The 14,568-nt window shown below is 67.6% G+C and carries 17 protein-coding genes and 1 other RNA gene; 10 read left to right on the top strand and 8 right to left on the bottom strand.

The annotated features are described in order from the left end of the window. Positions 1 to 11: 11 nt before the first annotated feature. Positions 12 to 593, top strand: coding sequence for a hypothetical protein (locus tag H7A85_RS10340; protein WP_182085866.1), 582 nt, complete (start codon positions 12 to 14; stop codon positions 591 to 593). On the opposite strand, the gene moaB is transcribed toward H7A85_RS10340, so the two are convergent. The 4 genes from moaB to H7A85_RS10320 all read right to left on the bottom strand — a co-directional run bounded on the left by moaB (position 590) and on the right by H7A85_RS10320 (position 4,948). Then, positions 590 to 1,126: a molybdenum cofactor biosynthesis protein B gene (moaB, locus tag H7A85_RS10335; protein WP_182085865.1), complete on the bottom strand. Its 537-nt coding sequence runs from the start codon at positions 1,124 to 1,126 to the stop codon at positions 590 to 592. The genes H7A85_RS10340 and moaB overlap by 4 nt on opposite strands. After that, complete coding sequence (locus tag H7A85_RS10330; RefSeq protein ID WP_182085864.1) at positions 1,119 to 2,027, bottom strand: 4-(cytidine 5'-diphospho)-2-C-methyl-D-erythritol kinase; 909 nt, start codon at positions 2,025 to 2,027, stop codon at positions 1,119 to 1,121. Before H7A85_RS10330 ends, moaB begins: the two co-directional genes overlap by 8 nt. 1 nt (position 2,028) lies before the next feature. Next, positions 2,029 to 3,870: a tetratricopeptide repeat protein gene (locus H7A85_RS10325; protein ID WP_182085863.1), complete on the bottom strand. Its 1,842-nt coding sequence runs from the start codon at positions 3,868 to 3,870 to the stop codon at positions 2,029 to 2,031. Positions 3,871 to 4,012: 142 nt separating this feature from the next. Further along, complete coding sequence (locus H7A85_RS10320) at positions 4,013 to 4,948, bottom strand: polyprenyl synthetase family protein (protein WP_182086099.1); 936 nt, start codon at positions 4,946 to 4,948, stop codon at positions 4,013 to 4,015. 230 nt (positions 4,949 to 5,178) lie between these two features. On the opposite strand from H7A85_RS10320, the gene H7A85_RS10315 reads away from it, so the two are divergent. The 5 genes from H7A85_RS10315 (at position 5,179) to H7A85_RS10295 (ending at position 8,409) form a co-directional block, all read left to right on the top strand. Further along, a complete protein-coding gene (locus H7A85_RS10315; protein WP_182085862.1) occupies positions 5,179 to 5,409 on the top strand; it encodes a DUF2007 domain-containing protein in 231 nt (76 codons plus the stop codon). Positions 5,410 to 5,413: 4 nt separating this feature from the next. Continuing rightward, a complete protein-coding gene (locus H7A85_RS10310; RefSeq protein ID WP_182085861.1) occupies positions 5,414 to 6,169 on the top strand; it encodes a methyltransferase in 756 nt (251 codons plus the stop codon). A gap of 88 nt (positions 6,170 to 6,257) precedes the next feature. Continuing rightward, positions 6,258 to 7,106 carry a S49 family peptidase gene (locus H7A85_RS10305; RefSeq protein WP_182085860.1) on the top strand — a complete coding sequence of 283 codons (849 nt, stop codon included), beginning with the start codon at positions 6,258 to 6,260 and terminating at the stop codon, positions 7,104 to 7,106. 62 nt (positions 7,107 to 7,168) lie between these two features. Continuing rightward, the gene (locus tag H7A85_RS10300) at positions 7,169 to 7,360 is read left to right on the top strand and encodes a hypothetical protein (RefSeq protein ID WP_182085859.1); all 192 of its coding nucleotides are present in this window, start codon (positions 7,169 to 7,171) and stop codon (positions 7,358 to 7,360) included. Positions 7,361 to 7,461: 101 nt separating this feature from the next. Next, a complete protein-coding gene (locus H7A85_RS10295; RefSeq protein WP_182085858.1) occupies positions 7,462 to 8,409 on the top strand; it encodes a glycine--tRNA ligase subunit alpha in 948 nt (315 codons plus the stop codon). Positions 8,410 to 8,433: 24 nt separating this feature from the next. On the opposite strand, the gene H7A85_RS10290 is transcribed toward H7A85_RS10295, so the two are convergent. The 4 genes from H7A85_RS10290 to H7A85_RS10275 all read right to left on the bottom strand — a co-directional run bounded on the left by H7A85_RS10290 (position 8,434) and on the right by H7A85_RS10275 (position 11,612). Then, positions 8,434 to 9,018 carry a cytochrome b gene (locus tag H7A85_RS10290; protein ID WP_182085857.1) on the bottom strand — a complete coding sequence of 195 codons (585 nt, stop codon included), beginning with the start codon at positions 9,016 to 9,018 and terminating at the stop codon, positions 8,434 to 8,436. Positions 9,019 to 9,133: 115 nt separating this feature from the next. Then, on the bottom strand, positions 9,134 to 10,333 hold the full coding sequence (locus tag H7A85_RS10285) for a lytic murein transglycosylase (RefSeq protein ID WP_182085856.1): 1,200 nt from the start codon (positions 10,331 to 10,333) through the stop codon (positions 9,134 to 9,136). A gap of 77 nt (positions 10,334 to 10,410) precedes the next feature. Continuing rightward, a complete protein-coding gene (locus tag H7A85_RS10280) occupies positions 10,411 to 11,202 on the bottom strand; it encodes a GH25 family lysozyme (RefSeq protein WP_182085855.1) in 792 nt (263 codons plus the stop codon). Positions 11,203 to 11,381: 179 nt separating this feature from the next. After that, the gene (locus H7A85_RS10275) at positions 11,382 to 11,612 is read right to left on the bottom strand and encodes a hypothetical protein (RefSeq protein ID WP_182085854.1); all 231 of its coding nucleotides are present in this window, start codon (positions 11,610 to 11,612) and stop codon (positions 11,382 to 11,384) included. A 185-nt stretch (positions 11,613 to 11,797) separates the two neighbouring features. On the opposite strand from H7A85_RS10275, the gene H7A85_RS10270 reads away from it, so the two are divergent. The 4 genes from H7A85_RS10270 (at position 11,798) to rnpB (ending at position 14,443) form a co-directional block, all read left to right on the top strand. Then, the gene (locus H7A85_RS10270) at positions 11,798 to 12,517 is read left to right on the top strand and encodes a DnaJ family molecular chaperone (protein WP_182085853.1); all 720 of its coding nucleotides are present in this window, start codon (positions 11,798 to 11,800) and stop codon (positions 12,515 to 12,517) included. Continuing rightward, positions 12,514 to 13,269: an N-acetylmuramoyl-L-alanine amidase gene (locus H7A85_RS10265; protein WP_182085852.1), complete on the top strand. Its 756-nt coding sequence runs from the start codon at positions 12,514 to 12,516 to the stop codon at positions 13,267 to 13,269. The genes H7A85_RS10270 and H7A85_RS10265 overlap by 4 nt, the downstream gene beginning before the upstream one ends. 189 nt (positions 13,270 to 13,458) lie before the next feature. Next, positions 13,459 to 14,001 (top strand): transglycosylase SLT domain-containing protein, encoded by a 543-nt coding sequence (locus H7A85_RS10260; protein WP_182085851.1) that lies wholly within the window; start codon positions 13,459 to 13,461, stop codon positions 13,999 to 14,001. A gap of 49 nt (positions 14,002 to 14,050) precedes the next feature. Beyond that, positions 14,051 to 14,443, top strand: an RNA gene (rnpB, locus tag H7A85_RS10255) — RNase P RNA component class A. Positions 14,444 to 14,568 lie beyond the last annotated feature (125 nt).

The raw sequence follows: 14,568 nt of genomic DNA, 5'->3' as shown, positions 1-14,568 counted from the left end.
GCGACCCCGATATGACGCCAATCCTATGCATTCGAAGAGAACAATACAAGAACAAACCGAGCGACGGATCGAGGCACTGGAAGATCGCTTCGGCTCGCGCTACTGCGGAAGCCATGCTGACGGTGTTGATTCACGATGTTCGGGATGCCGCGACGCTCGCGATCGGCCTGCCGCCGCTGATCAGCGGCGCGGTGGAGGGCATCGTGCGCGATGTCGTGGTGCTGGACGTAAGTGAGAGCGACGCGCGTAGGCTCGCCGAACATGCCGGTTGCCGTCTGGAAGCCGAGGCGGAGTGTCTGCGACACGTCGACCGGCTCAAGGGGGATTGGGTTCTCGTCCTCGCGGCCGGCGTGCGGCTTGGCGAGGGTTGGATGGACGATACCATCCGTCATGTTTCGGCCGGGTCGCCTGGCTCACGTCACCGTCCCCTTCTTCTGCCCGAGGCTGGTCCGCGCACCCTTCGACAACGACTGCTCGGACCCCGGCGGGGCGGACGCCTCCTGCCGAAGGGGGAACTGGCAAAGCTCGCCCAAGCGGGATCAGGGCTCGCAACCATAGAACGGATGAGGCCGGTGAGGGCGCCGCGCGGCTAGCCCGCCTTGCGCCGGAGGTGTTCGTCGAGGCGCGGCATGATCTCGACGAAGTTGCAGGGGCGGTGACGGTAGTCGAGCTGGGGGCCAAGGATATGGTCCCAGGCATCGCGGCAAGCGCCGGGCGAGCCCGGCAGAACGAAGACGAAGGTCGCATTGACGACGCCGCCGGTGGCGCGCGACTGGATCGTCGAAACGCCGATCGTCTCGAACGACACCCGGTGGAACACGGCCGAGAACCCGTCCATCCGCTTTTCGAAGATCGGCTCCAGCGCTTCCGGCGTCACGTCGCGGCCGGTGAAGCCCGTTCCGCCCGTCGTCAGGATGACGTCGATGCCGGGGTCCTGCGACCATGCGAGCACCCGCGAGCGGATCGCGTCGCGATCGTCCGGCGCGATGGCGCGGTCGGCGAGCCGGTGGCCGGCGCCCTGCAGCCGCTCGGCCAGCGTGTCGCCGGAGCGGTCGTTGGCGGCGTCCCGTGTGTCGGACACGGTGAGGACGGCAATGGAAAGCGGAATGAAGTCGCGCTCACTCATGGATCGATCCCGTTCCGGCGCAGTGCGTTTCGCGGATCCACCATTCCGGGTGGACCTCCCTCAACCGCGTCGCCGCATTGCGAAGCGCCGCTTCGTCGCCGAACAGCCCGAACACCGTGGCGCCCGATCCCGACATGCGGGAGAGCCGAGCACCGGTCGCCGCGACCGCGTCGATCGCTTGGGTGACGACGGGTGCGATCGATACGGCGGGAGGCTGAAGATCGTTCCGCGTTTGCGCGAGATAGGCGAGGAGTTCGTCCTGCGTGCCAAACCCTGCCTCCGGAACCGGCGGCAGCGGCGGCCACTCTCGCCGAGCCAAGGCACCGAAGACCGAAGGGGTGGAAACCGAGACGCCGGGGTTCACGAGAAGCAGGGGAAGAAAGGGGAGGGCCCCGATATCCCGGCCGTCTTCCCCTATGCCGCGCACATGCGACGGCCGGCCGTGAAGACACATCGGCACGTCGGCTCCAAGCTCGACTGCGCGGCTCGTGAGTACGGTTCGTATCGCCGGGTGCAGATGTCCGACGTAAGCCAGCAGGCTGGCCGCGTCGGCCGAGCCCCCGCCGATCCCGGCGGCGTGCGGCAGGTTCTTCTCGAGCCGGATGTGCGAGGGGGGGATGCCGAGCCCGGCTTCCGCCGCCACCTCCCGCGCCAGTCGAAGCGCCCGAAGAACGAGGTTGCGCTCGTCCGTCGGAACCCCATCCGCGAACGATCCCGTGATGACAAGGCGATCGGCGTCGCTCGGGGTGATCTCCAGCCGGTCCCCGTATTTCGCGAAGACCACGAGGCTTTCGAGTTCGTGGTAGCCGTCCGGTCGCTGCCCGAGAACATGCAGGGCCAGGTTGATCTTGGCGCGCGCCGTCAGCCGGGCGGTGGTCGATCCGGGAACGAGCGCGTCCATCTCAGTTGGGCTGCGGGTCCGCCGTCTCGCCGGCGTCGTTGGACGCCCGCTGTTGGACGGGCTTGGGCGTGCCCGGGGGAACCGGCTTGCCGTCCACCACGAGACCTTCGGTCAGCTTGCGGCGGATGCGCTCGGCGTCCGCTTCTTCCGGCTTCGGGTCTCCCACGAGCGAGCGGTTCCACTGGAAGCGCGCCTCGCGCTGGCGGCCGACGCGCCAATAGGCGTCGCCGAGATGGTCGTTGATCGTCGGATCGGCCGGCGTGATCAGGACGGCGCGCTCCAGCTGCTCCACCGCGTCGTCGTAGCGGCCGAGCCGGTAGTAGGCCCAGCCGAGCGAATCGATGATGTAGCCGTCGTTTGGGCGCAGATCGACGGCGGTGCGGATCATCTGCAGCCCCTCGTCGAGATTGCGGTCCATGTCGACCCATGAATAGCCGAGGTAGTTCAGGACCTGCGGCTGATCGGGCTGCAGCTCCAGCGCCCGCTTGAAGTCGGATTCGGCCTTGTCCCACTCCTTCTGCCGCTCGTGGGCGATGCCGCGCTGGTAGTAGATGTTCCAGTTGTTCGGCCCGTCGACGGGCGCCAGCTCGATCGCGCGGTCGAGAAGCTTGACGGCTTCCCCGTATTCCTTATCCGCCGCCAGAACGTCGGCGAAGGCGAGATGGGCCTGAAGGTCGTCGGGATAGTTGGCGACGGCCTTGCGCAGATGTGCCTTGGATTCTTCCTTGCGCTCGGCCTGCCAAAGGTCGAGCCCCATCTGAAGCTCGGCCGTGCGGCGGAAGGGCGAGGTCTCGGGGATCTGCTCGTAGTAGGAGATCGCGAGATCGATCTGCTTGGAGCGGTCGGCGACGCCCGCAAGAGCTGTCAGCAGCTTGGCGTCGGGCTTGTTCGACACCGCCTTGGCGAACTGGAAGTAGAGGAGCGCGACATCCTGCCCGTCTCCCCGGTTGATGGCCTGGCCGAGGATGTAGAGCGTTTCGGCAGCGCCGGCCTGCGCGCTGTCGATCGGGGCGGCGATGTCCTTGCCGGCCTCGATCTCGGAGCGAAGCTGCGTCAGCGGTTCGTAGACGGGGGCGAGGTCGAGGCCCTTGGAGATCGCGTCGAGCGCCTGCTGCTTGCGGCCGGCCCGCGCTTCGAGGCGCGCCAGCGCTTCGGCGCCGGCGAGGTAGGCGTCCACCGAGGTCTGGGCCGAGCCCTGGTCGGAGATCAGCGCGCCGAGCGCGGTGCGCGCGCGCTCCGTATCACCGGTGAAGCCGGCGAGGAGGCCGGTCTGATACTGGTTGAAGGCGGCGAACCAGGAGGCGCCCTGCAGGTCGTCGATCCGCCGGATCGCTTCCTGTTTGCGGCCAGCACCGGCATCGGCCCAAGCCGAGAGATGGGCGACGAGAAGCGAGTCGAGATCGCTGGTATCGCGCAGCTTGAGAGACTCGATCGCCGCGTCGTATCGCTTGTCGTGCAGCGCATCGAGGGCGAGCGCGATCTGGGCGACCTTGCCGATGTCCGCGTTCTTCTCGAGCTTGCCGGCGAGTTCGACGCCCTTCTCGAAGCGGCCGTCCGCCAGATAGGCGAACATCGCCTCCTGCTGAAGCACCTCGGAGGTCGGGTCGAGGCGCAGCGCCTCGTCGTAGTAGTCGGCGGCGATACCGGGCTGCCGGTTCTCACGTGCGATCTTGGCGGCGAGATAGGCGCCCGAAAGCGACTGGACGTCGACGGTGGCGCGCTCGGTCCCGGTGACGGGCGCGGCGTCCGGCGCCGTCTCGCTTTGCGCGCGCGCCGGAGCGGCCAGCAGCGTTGCGGCGATGGCGGCAGCGAGTGCGATCCGCGAGATGCTGGTCTTGTCCACGTCGAATTCCCTCTTTTCGCGATCCGGCCGCTGCCGCCCGCGCGAGATTGCCGCATCGGGCGTCGCAGATCCTGCCGCTCGTCGCCCGTTACCCTTCCGCTTCCAGCATGTTTATTTTGCGACGGCGCAAAGCGCCAGCGCGCTAGCGGATCCGCTCGACCGAAAAGGCGACCACGTCTTCCAGCGCGTCGCGGTAGGGCGAGGGCGGGAGCGCCCCGAGCGCCTGGGCTGCCAGCCGCCCATGCTCGCGGGCCCGCGCCTTGGTAGCTTCCAGAGAGCCGTGCCGGTCGAACAGGAGGCGCGCCTCGGCGAGCGCCGCGTCGTCGCTCCGCCCTTCCTCCATCGCGCCGCGCCAGAAGGCGCGTTCCGCCTCGTCGCCCGCCTGATGGGCGAGGATCACCGGCAGCGTGATCTTGCCCTCGCGGAAATCGTCGCCGACATTCTTGCCGAGATCGGAAGCGGAGCCGCCGTAGTCGAGGACGTCGTCCACCAGCTGGAAAGCGAGGCCGAGATGGAGCCCGTAGTCGCGCATCGCCGCTTCCATCGGGGCGCCCGCACCCGCGATCACCGGGCCGACTTCGGCGGCGGCGGCGAACAGGGCCGCCGTCTTGGCGCCGATGACGGCCATGTAGTCCGCTTCGGTCGTGGTGAGGCGCTTGGCCGCGGACAGCTGCCAGACCTCGCCCTCGGCGATCACCGCCGATGCGTTGGACAGGATGGCGAGCGCGCGCATGGAGCCGACCTCGACCATCATCTTGAAGGCCTGGCCGAGGAGGTAGTCGCCGACGAGAACGCTCGCCTGGTTGCCCCAGATGGTGCGCGCGGTCTTACGGCCGCGTCGAAGGTCGCTTTCGTCCACCACGTCGTCGTGGAGGAGGGTCGCGGTGTGAAGGAACTCGACGCTGGCGGCGAGCTTGACGTGGCCTTCGCCCTCGTAGCCGAAGGCCAGCGCCGCGGCGATCGTCAGGATCGGGCGCAGCCGCTTGCCGCCCGACGAGATCAGGTGCTCGGCGATCTCGGGGATCAGCTCGACATTCGACCCGGCCATGGAAAGGATCAGCGCGTTGACGCGCTCCATGTCCGCGCGCGTCAAGCCGAGGATCGGATCGATCGAGGCGACCGCTCGGTGCTGATCCAGGGGGCTGGCAAGGTTCACTGGACTTCTCCGTTCGCTGCGCGCGGCATAACCGGGCCGGGGAAGGGCGGCAAGTGCTTCGGGAGAACGCGTGGCCGTTTGAATCGCACGATCGGTGCTCCGAACGGGCGAGATCGCTTGCGGAACGGAGCCGTTTGGGGCCACTGGGGGGAATGATCGAACTCCTGCGCTCCAACGACCCGGTCCTCCTGTCCTTTGCCGAAGCGCTCCTGCGCGACGCCGGGATCGCGCATCTTCTGGCCGACAGTCACATGAGCGTTCTCGACGGCTCGATCGGCATCCTGCCGCGCCGGCTCCTGGTCGACGAGGAGGAGATCGCGCAGGCGCGCCGCCTGCTGCGCGATGCCGACCTCGGGCACGAGCTGTCCGACATCGCGGGTTGATCGGTTGGCGGGGGAAGACTTCAGCCGCGACGCCTTCTTCGCCGGCCGGTTCCATCTTCTTCAGCCCAGGCGGGCGGGCCTCAGGTCAGGACATGACGCGCTGCTCCTGGCGTCCACCGTCGCGCCGGAGCGGAAGGGTCGGGCGGTCGATCTCGGATCGGGCGCGGGCGCCGTTGCTCTTGCCGCCGCCGTTCGGGCGCCGGGCCTCCAGGTTGTGATGGCTGAGCGCGACGAGCGTATGGCCACTCTCGCCGAGGCGACACTCCTGTTGCCGGAAAACGCGCCCTGGACGGCGCGGCTGCAACTTGCCCGCCTCGACGTGACGGCGCAGCGCCCGGTTCGCGAAGCAGCAGGGCTTTGCGACGGTGCGTTCGACCTCGTCCTGACCAATCCGCCCTTTCACCCTTCGTCGGGCCGGCGCTCGCCGGACCCTTTGCGCGACGCGGCCAAAGTCGCGCCGGACGCGGACTTCGTCGATCGCTGGCTGCGTGTCTCGGCGGCGCTTCTGCGCCAGGGCGGCGAGCTCGTGATGATCGGGCGGCCGGATCAGCTCGGCGAAATCCTCTCTGCGGCGATGGGCCGCTTCGGCGATCTTCGCATCCGTCCGGTGCATTCGCATAGCGATGCGCCCGCCGTCCGGCTCCTGGTTTCCGCCCGGCGCGGCTCGCGGGCGCCGCTGCGCCTTCTTCCCATGCTGCTTCTCGACGAGGCTACCAACCAAGCGCTCGGGGAGGGCGCCTTGCGGATCACGATGGACTGAGCGGCCCCGCCAGCCGTTTGCGCGAGGGCGAGGCGATCCTACATGCGAGGGACGCCGACAGGCTCTCTCGACGTATAAGGCCGCTCCCTTGCCCAATCCGCTCGCCAAGCTCGTGCCCCAGCGCTTCCGCTCGAAGGACATCGTCATTCCCGTCGTTCGGATGAACGGAGTGATCATGTCGGGCGGCTCGCCGCTTCGCTCCTCGATCTCTCTCCAGTCGGTGGCTCCTCTTCTCGAAAAGGCCTTTGCGCAGAAGAAGGCGCCGGCCGTCGCGATCCTCGTCAATTCGCCGGGCGGCTCGCCGGTGCAGTCGCGCCTCGTGTTCCAGCGGATCCGCGACCTGGCGGTGGAAAAGAACAAACACGTCATCGTCGCCTGCGAAGACCTCGCGGCATCCGGCGGCTACATGATCGCCTGCGCGGGCGACGAGATCGTCGCCGACCCTTCGTCCGTGGTCGGCTCCATCGGCGTCGTGTCCGGCGGCTTCGGCTTCGTCGATCTGATCAAGAAGCTGGGCGTCGAGCGCCGCGTCCACACGGCGGGTCAGAACAAGGCGACCCTCGACCCCTTCCGCCCGGAGCGGCCGGAGGACGTGGAGCATCTGAAGGCGCTGCAGCTCGACGTTCACCAGACCTTCATCGACCTCGTGAAGGCACGGCGCGGACCTAAGCTCTCCGACCATCCCGATCTCTTCACCGGCCTGTTCTGGTCCGGCACGCGGGGGCTGGAACTCGGGCTGGTGGATCGCCTGGGCGATCTGCGCTCGGTCGTCCGGGAGAAGTACGGCGACAAGGCCAAGCTTGCCGTCATTCGAGAAAAACGAGGGCTGTTCTCGCGCCGGCCGGGTGGCGCGGCGGCTTCGCTCGTCGGGGCCGGAGTGGAGGCCGCCTTCGGTGTGGCCGAAGAACGAGCGATGTGGGCGCGCTTCGGGCTCTGAGCGCCTCGTCTTTCGCCTTGCGTTCGCCCGAAACGCTTCCGATACTGCCGACGAGGTGAACCATGGTCGATGTGATGCCCATCCTGCTTTTCGGAATGGTGAGTGCCGCCGCCTATCTCGGCTTCCGTCAGTTGCGCCGCGAAACGGCGCGCGTCGTGGCGCGCAACAAGCGGGCCGAGGCGGAAACGCGAACCGGCGCGCACGGCACGCTGGAGCGCGATCTCGACGGCGTGTATCGCCTGCGCCGGGACTGACCTTTCCGCCGAAGGCTTGACCCCGGGGAACCGGGCGTGGCAACTCGCGGGCGCTCGAACCGGCGATCCCGACGCCGCGCATTTCCGAAGGTCCGATCGCGATGTCCGAACTCCAGCCCCACATGCGGCCCGAACGCTCGTTCCAGGGGCTGATCCTGGCGCTTCACCGCTACTGGGCGGACTACGGCTGCGTGGTTCTTCAGCCCTACGACATGGAAGTCGGCGCCGGCACGTTCCATCCCGCGACGACGCTGCGCGCGCTGGGGCCTCGGCCGTGGAACGCGGCCTATGTCCAGCCGTCGCGCCGGCCCAAGGACGGGCGATACGGCGAGAACCCCAACCGCCTGCAGCACTACTACCAGTATCAGGTCATCCTGAAGCCGAACCCGCCCAACCTGCAAGAGCTCTACCTCGGCTCCCTGAAGGCGATCGGCGTCGACATGTCGCTGCACGACATCCGTTTCGTCGAGGACGACTGGGAATCACCGACGCTCGGCGCCTGGGGCCTTGGCTGGGAATGCTGGTGCGACGGGATGGAAGTCTCGCAGTTCACTTACTTCCAGCAGGTCTGCGGCATCGAATGCGCGCCGGTCGCGGGCGAGCTGACCTACGGTCTCGAGCGGCTGGCGATGTATGTCCAGAACGTCGACAACGTCTACGATCTGAACTTCAACGGGCGCGAGGGCGACGAGAAGGTCACCTACGGCGACGTCTTCCTCCAGGCGGAGCGGGAATATTCGCGCTTCAACTTCGAGATCGCCGACACCAAGCTCTTGCTCCAGCATTTCGACGACGCCGAAAAGGAATGCGCGGCGATCCTCGCCGCCGGCGCGCCGACCGCCGGGGAGGCCCTGCATCGCTGCGTGCTACCGGCCTACGATCAGGCGATCAAGGCGAGCCACGCGTTCAACCTTCTGGACGCGCGAGGCGTCATCTCCGTCACCGAGCGGCAGAGCTACATCCTTCGCGTGCGAACGCTGGCGAAGGCATGTGGCGAGGCGTTCCTGCTGACGGAGGCCGGCGGCGCTGGCTGGCAGAAGGCGGCCTAAGCCGCCTCTCCGGCCGAAGACGCGTCAGGCCTGCGGAGAGACAGCTCGGATCGGTCCCGCCATGCGGCGGAGCGTGTCGTCGCGGCGCACGGTATGGTGAAAGAGCGCCATGAGGATATGGCCGCCGATCATGGCGGCCAGGACCCAGGCCAGCGGCGAATGGAGCCAGTTCACGGTCGCGACCAGCCATTCGATCCGTTCGCCCGTGGTGGGCACGAGCTGGAAGCCCCAAAGGGTGTAGCCCTTGCCGTTGCCATAGGCGCGTAGGAGCGCCAGCGCCGGCACCAGAAACATCAGAAGATAAAGGGTGTGATGCCCGGCCGTCGCGAGGATGCCGAGCGGCGTGCGCGCTTGTTTCGGCCGGCGGCGGCGGTTGACGACGAGCCAGATCACGCGCGGCACGAACGCCGCCAGCACGAGGACGCCGACCGTTCCGTGATAGGGGCCGAACTCGGACACGGTGCGCATCACCTCGCCGTCGCCGATCAGCTTCCATCCGGCGAGAGTCAGGAACTGCCAAAGCAGGAGATAGGCGACCGCCCAGTGCAGCGCGCGGCTGACGAGCCCGTAGCGTCGGGGCGTGTCGCGAAAGGGGGATGCGTCGTTCATGAGGTCCGGGGTCTCGAAGGTCGGCGGCTCGTTTTCGCCCGCCCCCTGTTATCAGCGGCGGACGAGACCCGAAACCTTGTCCGGCAGGTTCGTCGAAACGACCCTGCCGGAATGCTCATTTGAATGCGGCGAGGAACTGCGTGGTCGGCCAGCCGTCCGGAGCGAAGCCGCGCTTGGCCTGCTCGCTCGCCACCGCCGCGCGCGTGTTGGCGCCGAGGATCCCGTCCACCTTGCCGACGTCGTAGCCAAGCGAAACCAGCCGGTTCTGCAGGACCTTCATCTGGTCGCCGTCGAGCCCGGGCTGCGGGTTGCCCATGTCCACCGGCGGGCCGCCGGCCAGCCGCGTGCCGAAATAGCCGGCGGTCAGCGAGTAGGTCAGCGAATTGTTCCACTGGAGGTAGATGTCGAAGTTCGGGAAGGCGAGGAAGGCCGGCCCGCCCTTGCCCTGCGGCAGGATGATGGAGGCGGGAACGTCGTCCCGTTCGAGCGGCGAGCCGTCCGACTTCGTGACGCCGAGCGCGGCGAAGGCGCGGCGCGGCTCCTTGTTGACGAGCGCGGCACGGTCGAACGGGAAGTCGGCCGGCACGCGGATCGCCTCCAGCCAGGGCTGGCCGCGCTGCCATCCCATGGACTGAATGAACTTGCCGGTCGTCATCAGGACGTCCGGCACGTCGGTCAGAAGGTTGATCTGCCCGTTGCCGTCCTGGTCGGTGCCGAAGGCAATGTAGTCTTCGGGCAGCATCTGCGTCTGGCCGAGCTCGCCCGCCCAGGCGCCGCGCATCTGGTCCGGGGGGAGATAGCCGCGATCCACCAGCTCGATCGCCGAGATCAGGTGGGGGCGGAAGATTTCCGGGCGCCGGCAGTCGTGGGCGAGCGTCGCTAGCGCGCTCAGCGTGTCGAAGTCGCCGAGCACCGCACCGTAGTCGGTTTCCAGGCCCCAGAAGGACGTGATCACGGCGCCCGGCACGCCGGTCTCCCGTTCCACCGCGCGGAAGGTCGCATCGTACTTCTTGAGGTTGGCGAGGCCTCGCACCAGCCGGTCCTTGTTGACCATGCGGCCCTGGAAGCGGCTCCATTCCTGCTGGAACACGGCCTGCCCGCGATCGCGCGACAGGACCTTCTCGTCCTGACGCACGTTGGCGAGCGCCCGGTCGATGCCGGCGTCCGACAGCCCCTTGGCTCGGGCCTCGTCGCGGACGCCGTCCAGGAAGCCGTTCCAGTTGCCTCCGCATTGCGCCCCTTGGGCCGCGGCGGCCGAGGCGCCGGCCAGGAGAAGCGTGGAGGCGAGCATCAGGCGTTTGAAGGTTGCGGCCATGGCGGGCGGACGGCTCCTCGGTCGATCGTTCGTGTGCGCCGTAGAAACGGCAAATCGGGCGGTTTGAAGAAGCGCCGTCAGGCGGCGGGGCGATGCGCTTTCAACCAAGCGTCCCAATCGGCCTTGGAGCCGGAAAAGGCGTTGCGGTCCACCTCGCCGGCGACGCCCGGCACCGTGCCGGTCGCCGTCCATTGCCAGAAGCGCCAGTCGCGGCCCGGATAGTTCTCGCTCGGATGGTCCTTCACGCCGCGCAGCCAGAACTGGTGCTTGGGAAAGGTGCCGACGAGGCGATCGCGGTGGATGTCGATCGGAGCGTAGATGATCGGGCGCACGCCGTAGTGCTTTTCGAGGGCGTCCATGAAGGCGGTCATCTCGCGCACCATCTCGTCGCGCGGCGGGCGGCGGGTGCAGGTGGGCGAGTCCGGCGTCCATTCCACATCGAGAACCGGGGGCAGGGCTAGGGGGTCGCGCGGAACGTTCTGGATGAACCAGCGGGCCTGCTCGATGCCCGGCCGGCACCAGTAGAAGAAGTGGTACGCGCCGCGCGGCACTCCGGCTGCGCCCGCTCCGTCCCAGTTGCGCTGGAAGGCCGAATCGACCCGGTCCCCGCCTTCGGTGGACTTGATATAGGCGAAGGCGACGCCGCCGAGACGCGCCGAGTCCCAGTCGATCTTGCCCTGGTACTTGGACACGTCGATCCCGTGGACGGGGTAGTGGAACGGCTTCGATCCACCGAGCGGGGTGAGGCCGAGGTCGTTCGGATCGAGCGAAGCGCTGCGGCAACCGGCAAGGAGAAGCGCCGCGCAGGCCACGGCGACGAGGCGCGCCGCCAACGGCGCACGCGAAAACGAACGGAGGGTCGAATTCATGCGGCTTCCCGTGTCGGCGTCATCATCGGCGGATCAACCCGCAAACTCGTGCGGGAGCCTTACCTCGGGCTGACCGGACTTCGAATTCACGATCGAATGAATTCCCGCCTGCGTAATCTTTTGTCACGATGCGTGATCGGAAGGCATTGAACCGAACCGGTCTTGGCGTCGTTGTGTGGTCAGTTCCATATCAGGAGAATGATCATGCGTTCTTTGACCATTGCCGTTGGCGCCCTCTCGATGCTGGCGCTCGGCGCATGCTCCGACAACAGCAATTCCTCGTCCACGACGCCGGCCGCCGGTACGTCGACCACCACCACGGCTCCGGCGACGACCACCGCCCCGGCCACCGGTACGACGACCACCACGACGCCGGCTCCGGCAACGGGCACGACCGGCACCACCGGCACGACGACTACCCAGTAAGCTTGGATCGACCCTTCGTAAGGTCGAAGCAGGGGCCTGCACCCATCGGTGCGGGCCCCTCTCGATTCCAAGGGTGTGGAAGGCGCGGCTCGATCGCGCCTCTTATGCGTTTCGACGCGATGCGGTAAAACCCGGCGGATTCGCTTCGGGGCGAAGGGGTTCGTCGGCCATGTCCATCTTCTCCACACTGGCGCAGCTTTTGCGCGACCTTTCCGTTTCGGGTGCCGAAGCGGTCGAGGCGATCGTCGAGCGTGTCCGCTCCGCCTTCGCGGGGGATCGCGAAACGCGTCGCCGCGTCGCCTTCTCCGTGGCGATGATCGCGCTCGCGGCCAAGATGGCCAAGGCCGACGGCGTGGTGAGCCAGAACGAGATCCGCGCCTTCCAGGAAATCTTCAAGATTCCGCCGAGCGAGGTGCGCAACGTCTTCCGCCTCTACGACCTCGCCCGCCAGGATACGGCGGGCTTCGAGATCTACGCCGCCAAGATGCGCGGTTTGTGCGATGGGGGCGGGGGCGGAGATTGCGCGCTGCTCGGCGATGTCCTCGACGGTCTCTTCCATATCGCGGGGGCGGACGACTACGTCCATGAGCGGGAACTGGAGTTCCTGCGCCGCGTCGCGGAAATCTTCGGCCTGACGGAGGCCGAGTTCGAGCGCGTCAAGGCAAGGCATGTTCGCGGCGGCGTCGACGGCGCCTTTGCCGTTCTAGGCGTGGATCCGGACGATCCGCCGGAGGCGATCCGCAAACGCTATCTCGAGCTCGTCAAGGAGAACCATCCCGATCGTCTCGCGGCTCGCGGCGTGCCGGAGGAGTTCATGGCGATCGCGACGGAGCGCATGAAGGCGATCAACGCCGCCTGGTCTCTCGTCGGCCGGATGGCGGTGACGTGACGCCCGACAGCGCGCTGGTCTCCGAGATCGTCCCGTCGCCTTCGCACAACGAGCGGCGGGATGGAGCCAAGCCAGAACTCCTGATCCTTCATTACACGGGAATGCAGACCGGAGAGGCCGCGATCCAGCGCCTGACCGATCCCGCCAGCGAGGTTTCCGCGCATTACGTCGTGGAGGAGGACGGCCGCATCGTCCAACTCGTGCCCGAGGCGCGACGCGCCTGGCATGCGGGCGTCTCGTCTTGGGCGGGCCGAGGCGACGTCAATTCGCGCTCGATCGGCATCGAGATCGTCAATCCCGGCCACGAGTTCGGATATCGGCCATTCCCAACCGCCCAAGTCTCGGCAGTGATCGAATTGTGTCGCGATTGCGTCACGCGGTGGTCGATCGCGCCCCATTCGATCTTGGGCCATTCGGATATCGCGCCCGATCGGAAGGAGGATCCCGGCGAATTGTTCCCTTGGGATCAACTCTTCCTCGCTGGCGTCGGCCATTGGACGGAGCCCGTCGTAGCGCCCAGCGGTCGATTTCTGACGCTGGGGGATCGAGGGCAGCCGGTCGAAGCCTACCAGGGGCTTCTGGCAGCCTACGGATACGATCAAAAAATCGATGGAACCTTCGATGAGGCAACGCGTTTGAACACCCTCGCGTTCCAGCGTCATTTCCGGCCGAGCCGTTTGGACGGGGTCGCGGACATGGGGTCTATCGCGACCTTGCATCGGCTTCTGATCACCCGGCCGTCCGCAAGCTAGGCGCAAGCCTCGATTCCCCCGTATTGCCGAATTGTTTCACTCGTTAATACTCCGTGAACGGAGGGCCACATTGCGGGTCGTTTCGTGCGGGAAAAGCTCCTCCGTCATCGCCGCCGCGTATCGGGCGGCTCATGAGGGGTAGGGCGCCCGTCCGTTCGACAGGGGGCCTCGAGAATCCACGGAACCACGATGAATCGACTGCCTGCCGCGGCTTGCGCCGCGACGCTTCTGCTTGCCCAGATTTCCGGTGCCCAAGCCGATACCGCATCCTCCACGTCCACCGCTCCCGTCGCGGAGCCCGCCATCACCAAGCAGACCGACGCAGTCGAGACCGACGACACCGAAGCGACCCTGGCCGCCCGCCCCTTCGCCGACATCATCGAGCGCGAAGCGCGCGCCAACGACGTTCCGATCGAACTGGCGCATGCCATCGTGTCGGTGGAAAGCAACTACCGCATCGACGTGACCGGACGGGCCGGCGAGATCGGGCTGATGCAGATCAAGCCGGCGACCGCCCGGGACATGGGCTTCGATGGCGACGCGAACGCCCTCTACAATCCGGCCGTCAACATCAAGTACGGCATGAAGTATCTGGCGGGTGCCGAGCGGCGTGGCGACGGCACGCTGTGCGGCACGATCCTGAAATACAACGCCGGCCACTATTCCAAGCGCATGAACCCGACCTCCGCGCGCTATTGCCAGAAGGTCCGCACGATCCTCGCCCAGCTCTGATCTATGGGGCGCCTTGACAGGCTAGCCTCGGCGCGCGACACGCGGGGCGCCAGCTGGCTGGGCGGCCGCTTCCGGTACATGTCGAAAGACGCCGGGGGAGGAAAGTCCGGGCTCCATGGAGAAACGGTGCCGGGTAACGCCCGGCGGGGGCGACCCCAGGGATAGTGCCACAGAGAGCAGACCGCCGCGACCGGGCGACCCGTCGCGGTAAGGGTGAAAGGGTGGGGTAAGAGCCCACCGCGCCTTCGGCAACGACGGCGGCATGGTAAACCCCACCGGGAGCAAGACCGAATAGGGACGACACGACGGGCAACCGTCACCCGCTCCGGGGCCGTCGTCCGGGTAGGTTGCTAGAGGCGCCGCGCGAGCGGCGTCCCAGAGGAATGGTCGCCGCGCAGTTTCGGCTGCGGCACAGAACCCGGCTTACAGGCCGGCTGGCAGTTTCCTCCTTCGATTCCGTATGGGATCGTTGGGCGGCGGGGGGGGGGGGGGGGGGGGGGGGGGGGGGGGGGGGGGGGGGGGGGGGGGGGGGGGGGGGGGGGGGGGGGGGGGGGGGGGGGGGGGGGG

The organism is Aureimonas sp. ME7 (assembly GCF_903970965.1).
Lineage (GTDB): Bacteria > Pseudomonadota > Alphaproteobacteria > Rhizobiales > Rhizobiaceae > Aureimonas.
This window is presented reverse-complemented; position numbering and strand designations above follow the sequence as displayed.

Bases quoted from the DNA above. Each gene is read 5' to 3' on its own strand.
- H7A85_RS10340 (WP_182085866.1), top strand. From the start codon at position 12: ATGACGCCAATCCTATGCATTCGAAGAGAACAATACAAGAACAAACCG.
- moaB (WP_182085865.1), bottom strand. From the start codon at position 1,126: ATGAGTGAGCGCGACTTCATTCCGCTTTCCATTGCCGTCCTCACCGTG.
- H7A85_RS10330 (WP_182085864.1), bottom strand. From the start codon at position 2,027: ATGGACGCGCTCGTTCCCGGATCGACCACCGCCCGGCTGACGGCGCGC.
- H7A85_RS10320 (WP_182086099.1), bottom strand. From the start codon at position 4,948: ATGGAGCGCGTCAACGCGCTGATCCTTTCCATGGCCGGGTCGAATGTC.
- H7A85_RS10315 (WP_182085862.1), top strand. From the start codon at position 5,179: ATGATCGAACTCCTGCGCTCCAACGACCCGGTCCTCCTGTCCTTTGCC.
- H7A85_RS10300 (WP_182085859.1), top strand. From the start codon at position 7,169: ATGGTCGATGTGATGCCCATCCTGCTTTTCGGAATGGTGAGTGCCGCC.
- H7A85_RS10295 (WP_182085858.1), top strand. From the start codon at position 7,462: ATGTCCGAACTCCAGCCCCACATGCGGCCCGAACGCTCGTTCCAGGGG.
- H7A85_RS10290 (WP_182085857.1), bottom strand. From the start codon at position 9,018: ATGAACGACGCATCCCCCTTTCGCGACACGCCCCGACGCTACGGGCTC.
- H7A85_RS10285 (WP_182085856.1), bottom strand. From the start codon at position 10,333: ATGGCCGCAACCTTCAAACGCCTGATGCTCGCCTCCACGCTTCTCCTG.
- H7A85_RS10280 (WP_182085855.1), bottom strand. From the start codon at position 11,202: ATGAATTCGACCCTCCGTTCGTTTTCGCGTGCGCCGTTGGCGGCGCGC.
- H7A85_RS10270 (WP_182085853.1), top strand. From the start codon at position 11,798: ATGTCCATCTTCTCCACACTGGCGCAGCTTTTGCGCGACCTTTCCGTT.
- H7A85_RS10260 (WP_182085851.1), top strand. From the start codon at position 13,459: ATGAATCGACTGCCTGCCGCGGCTTGCGCCGCGACGCTTCTGCTTGCC.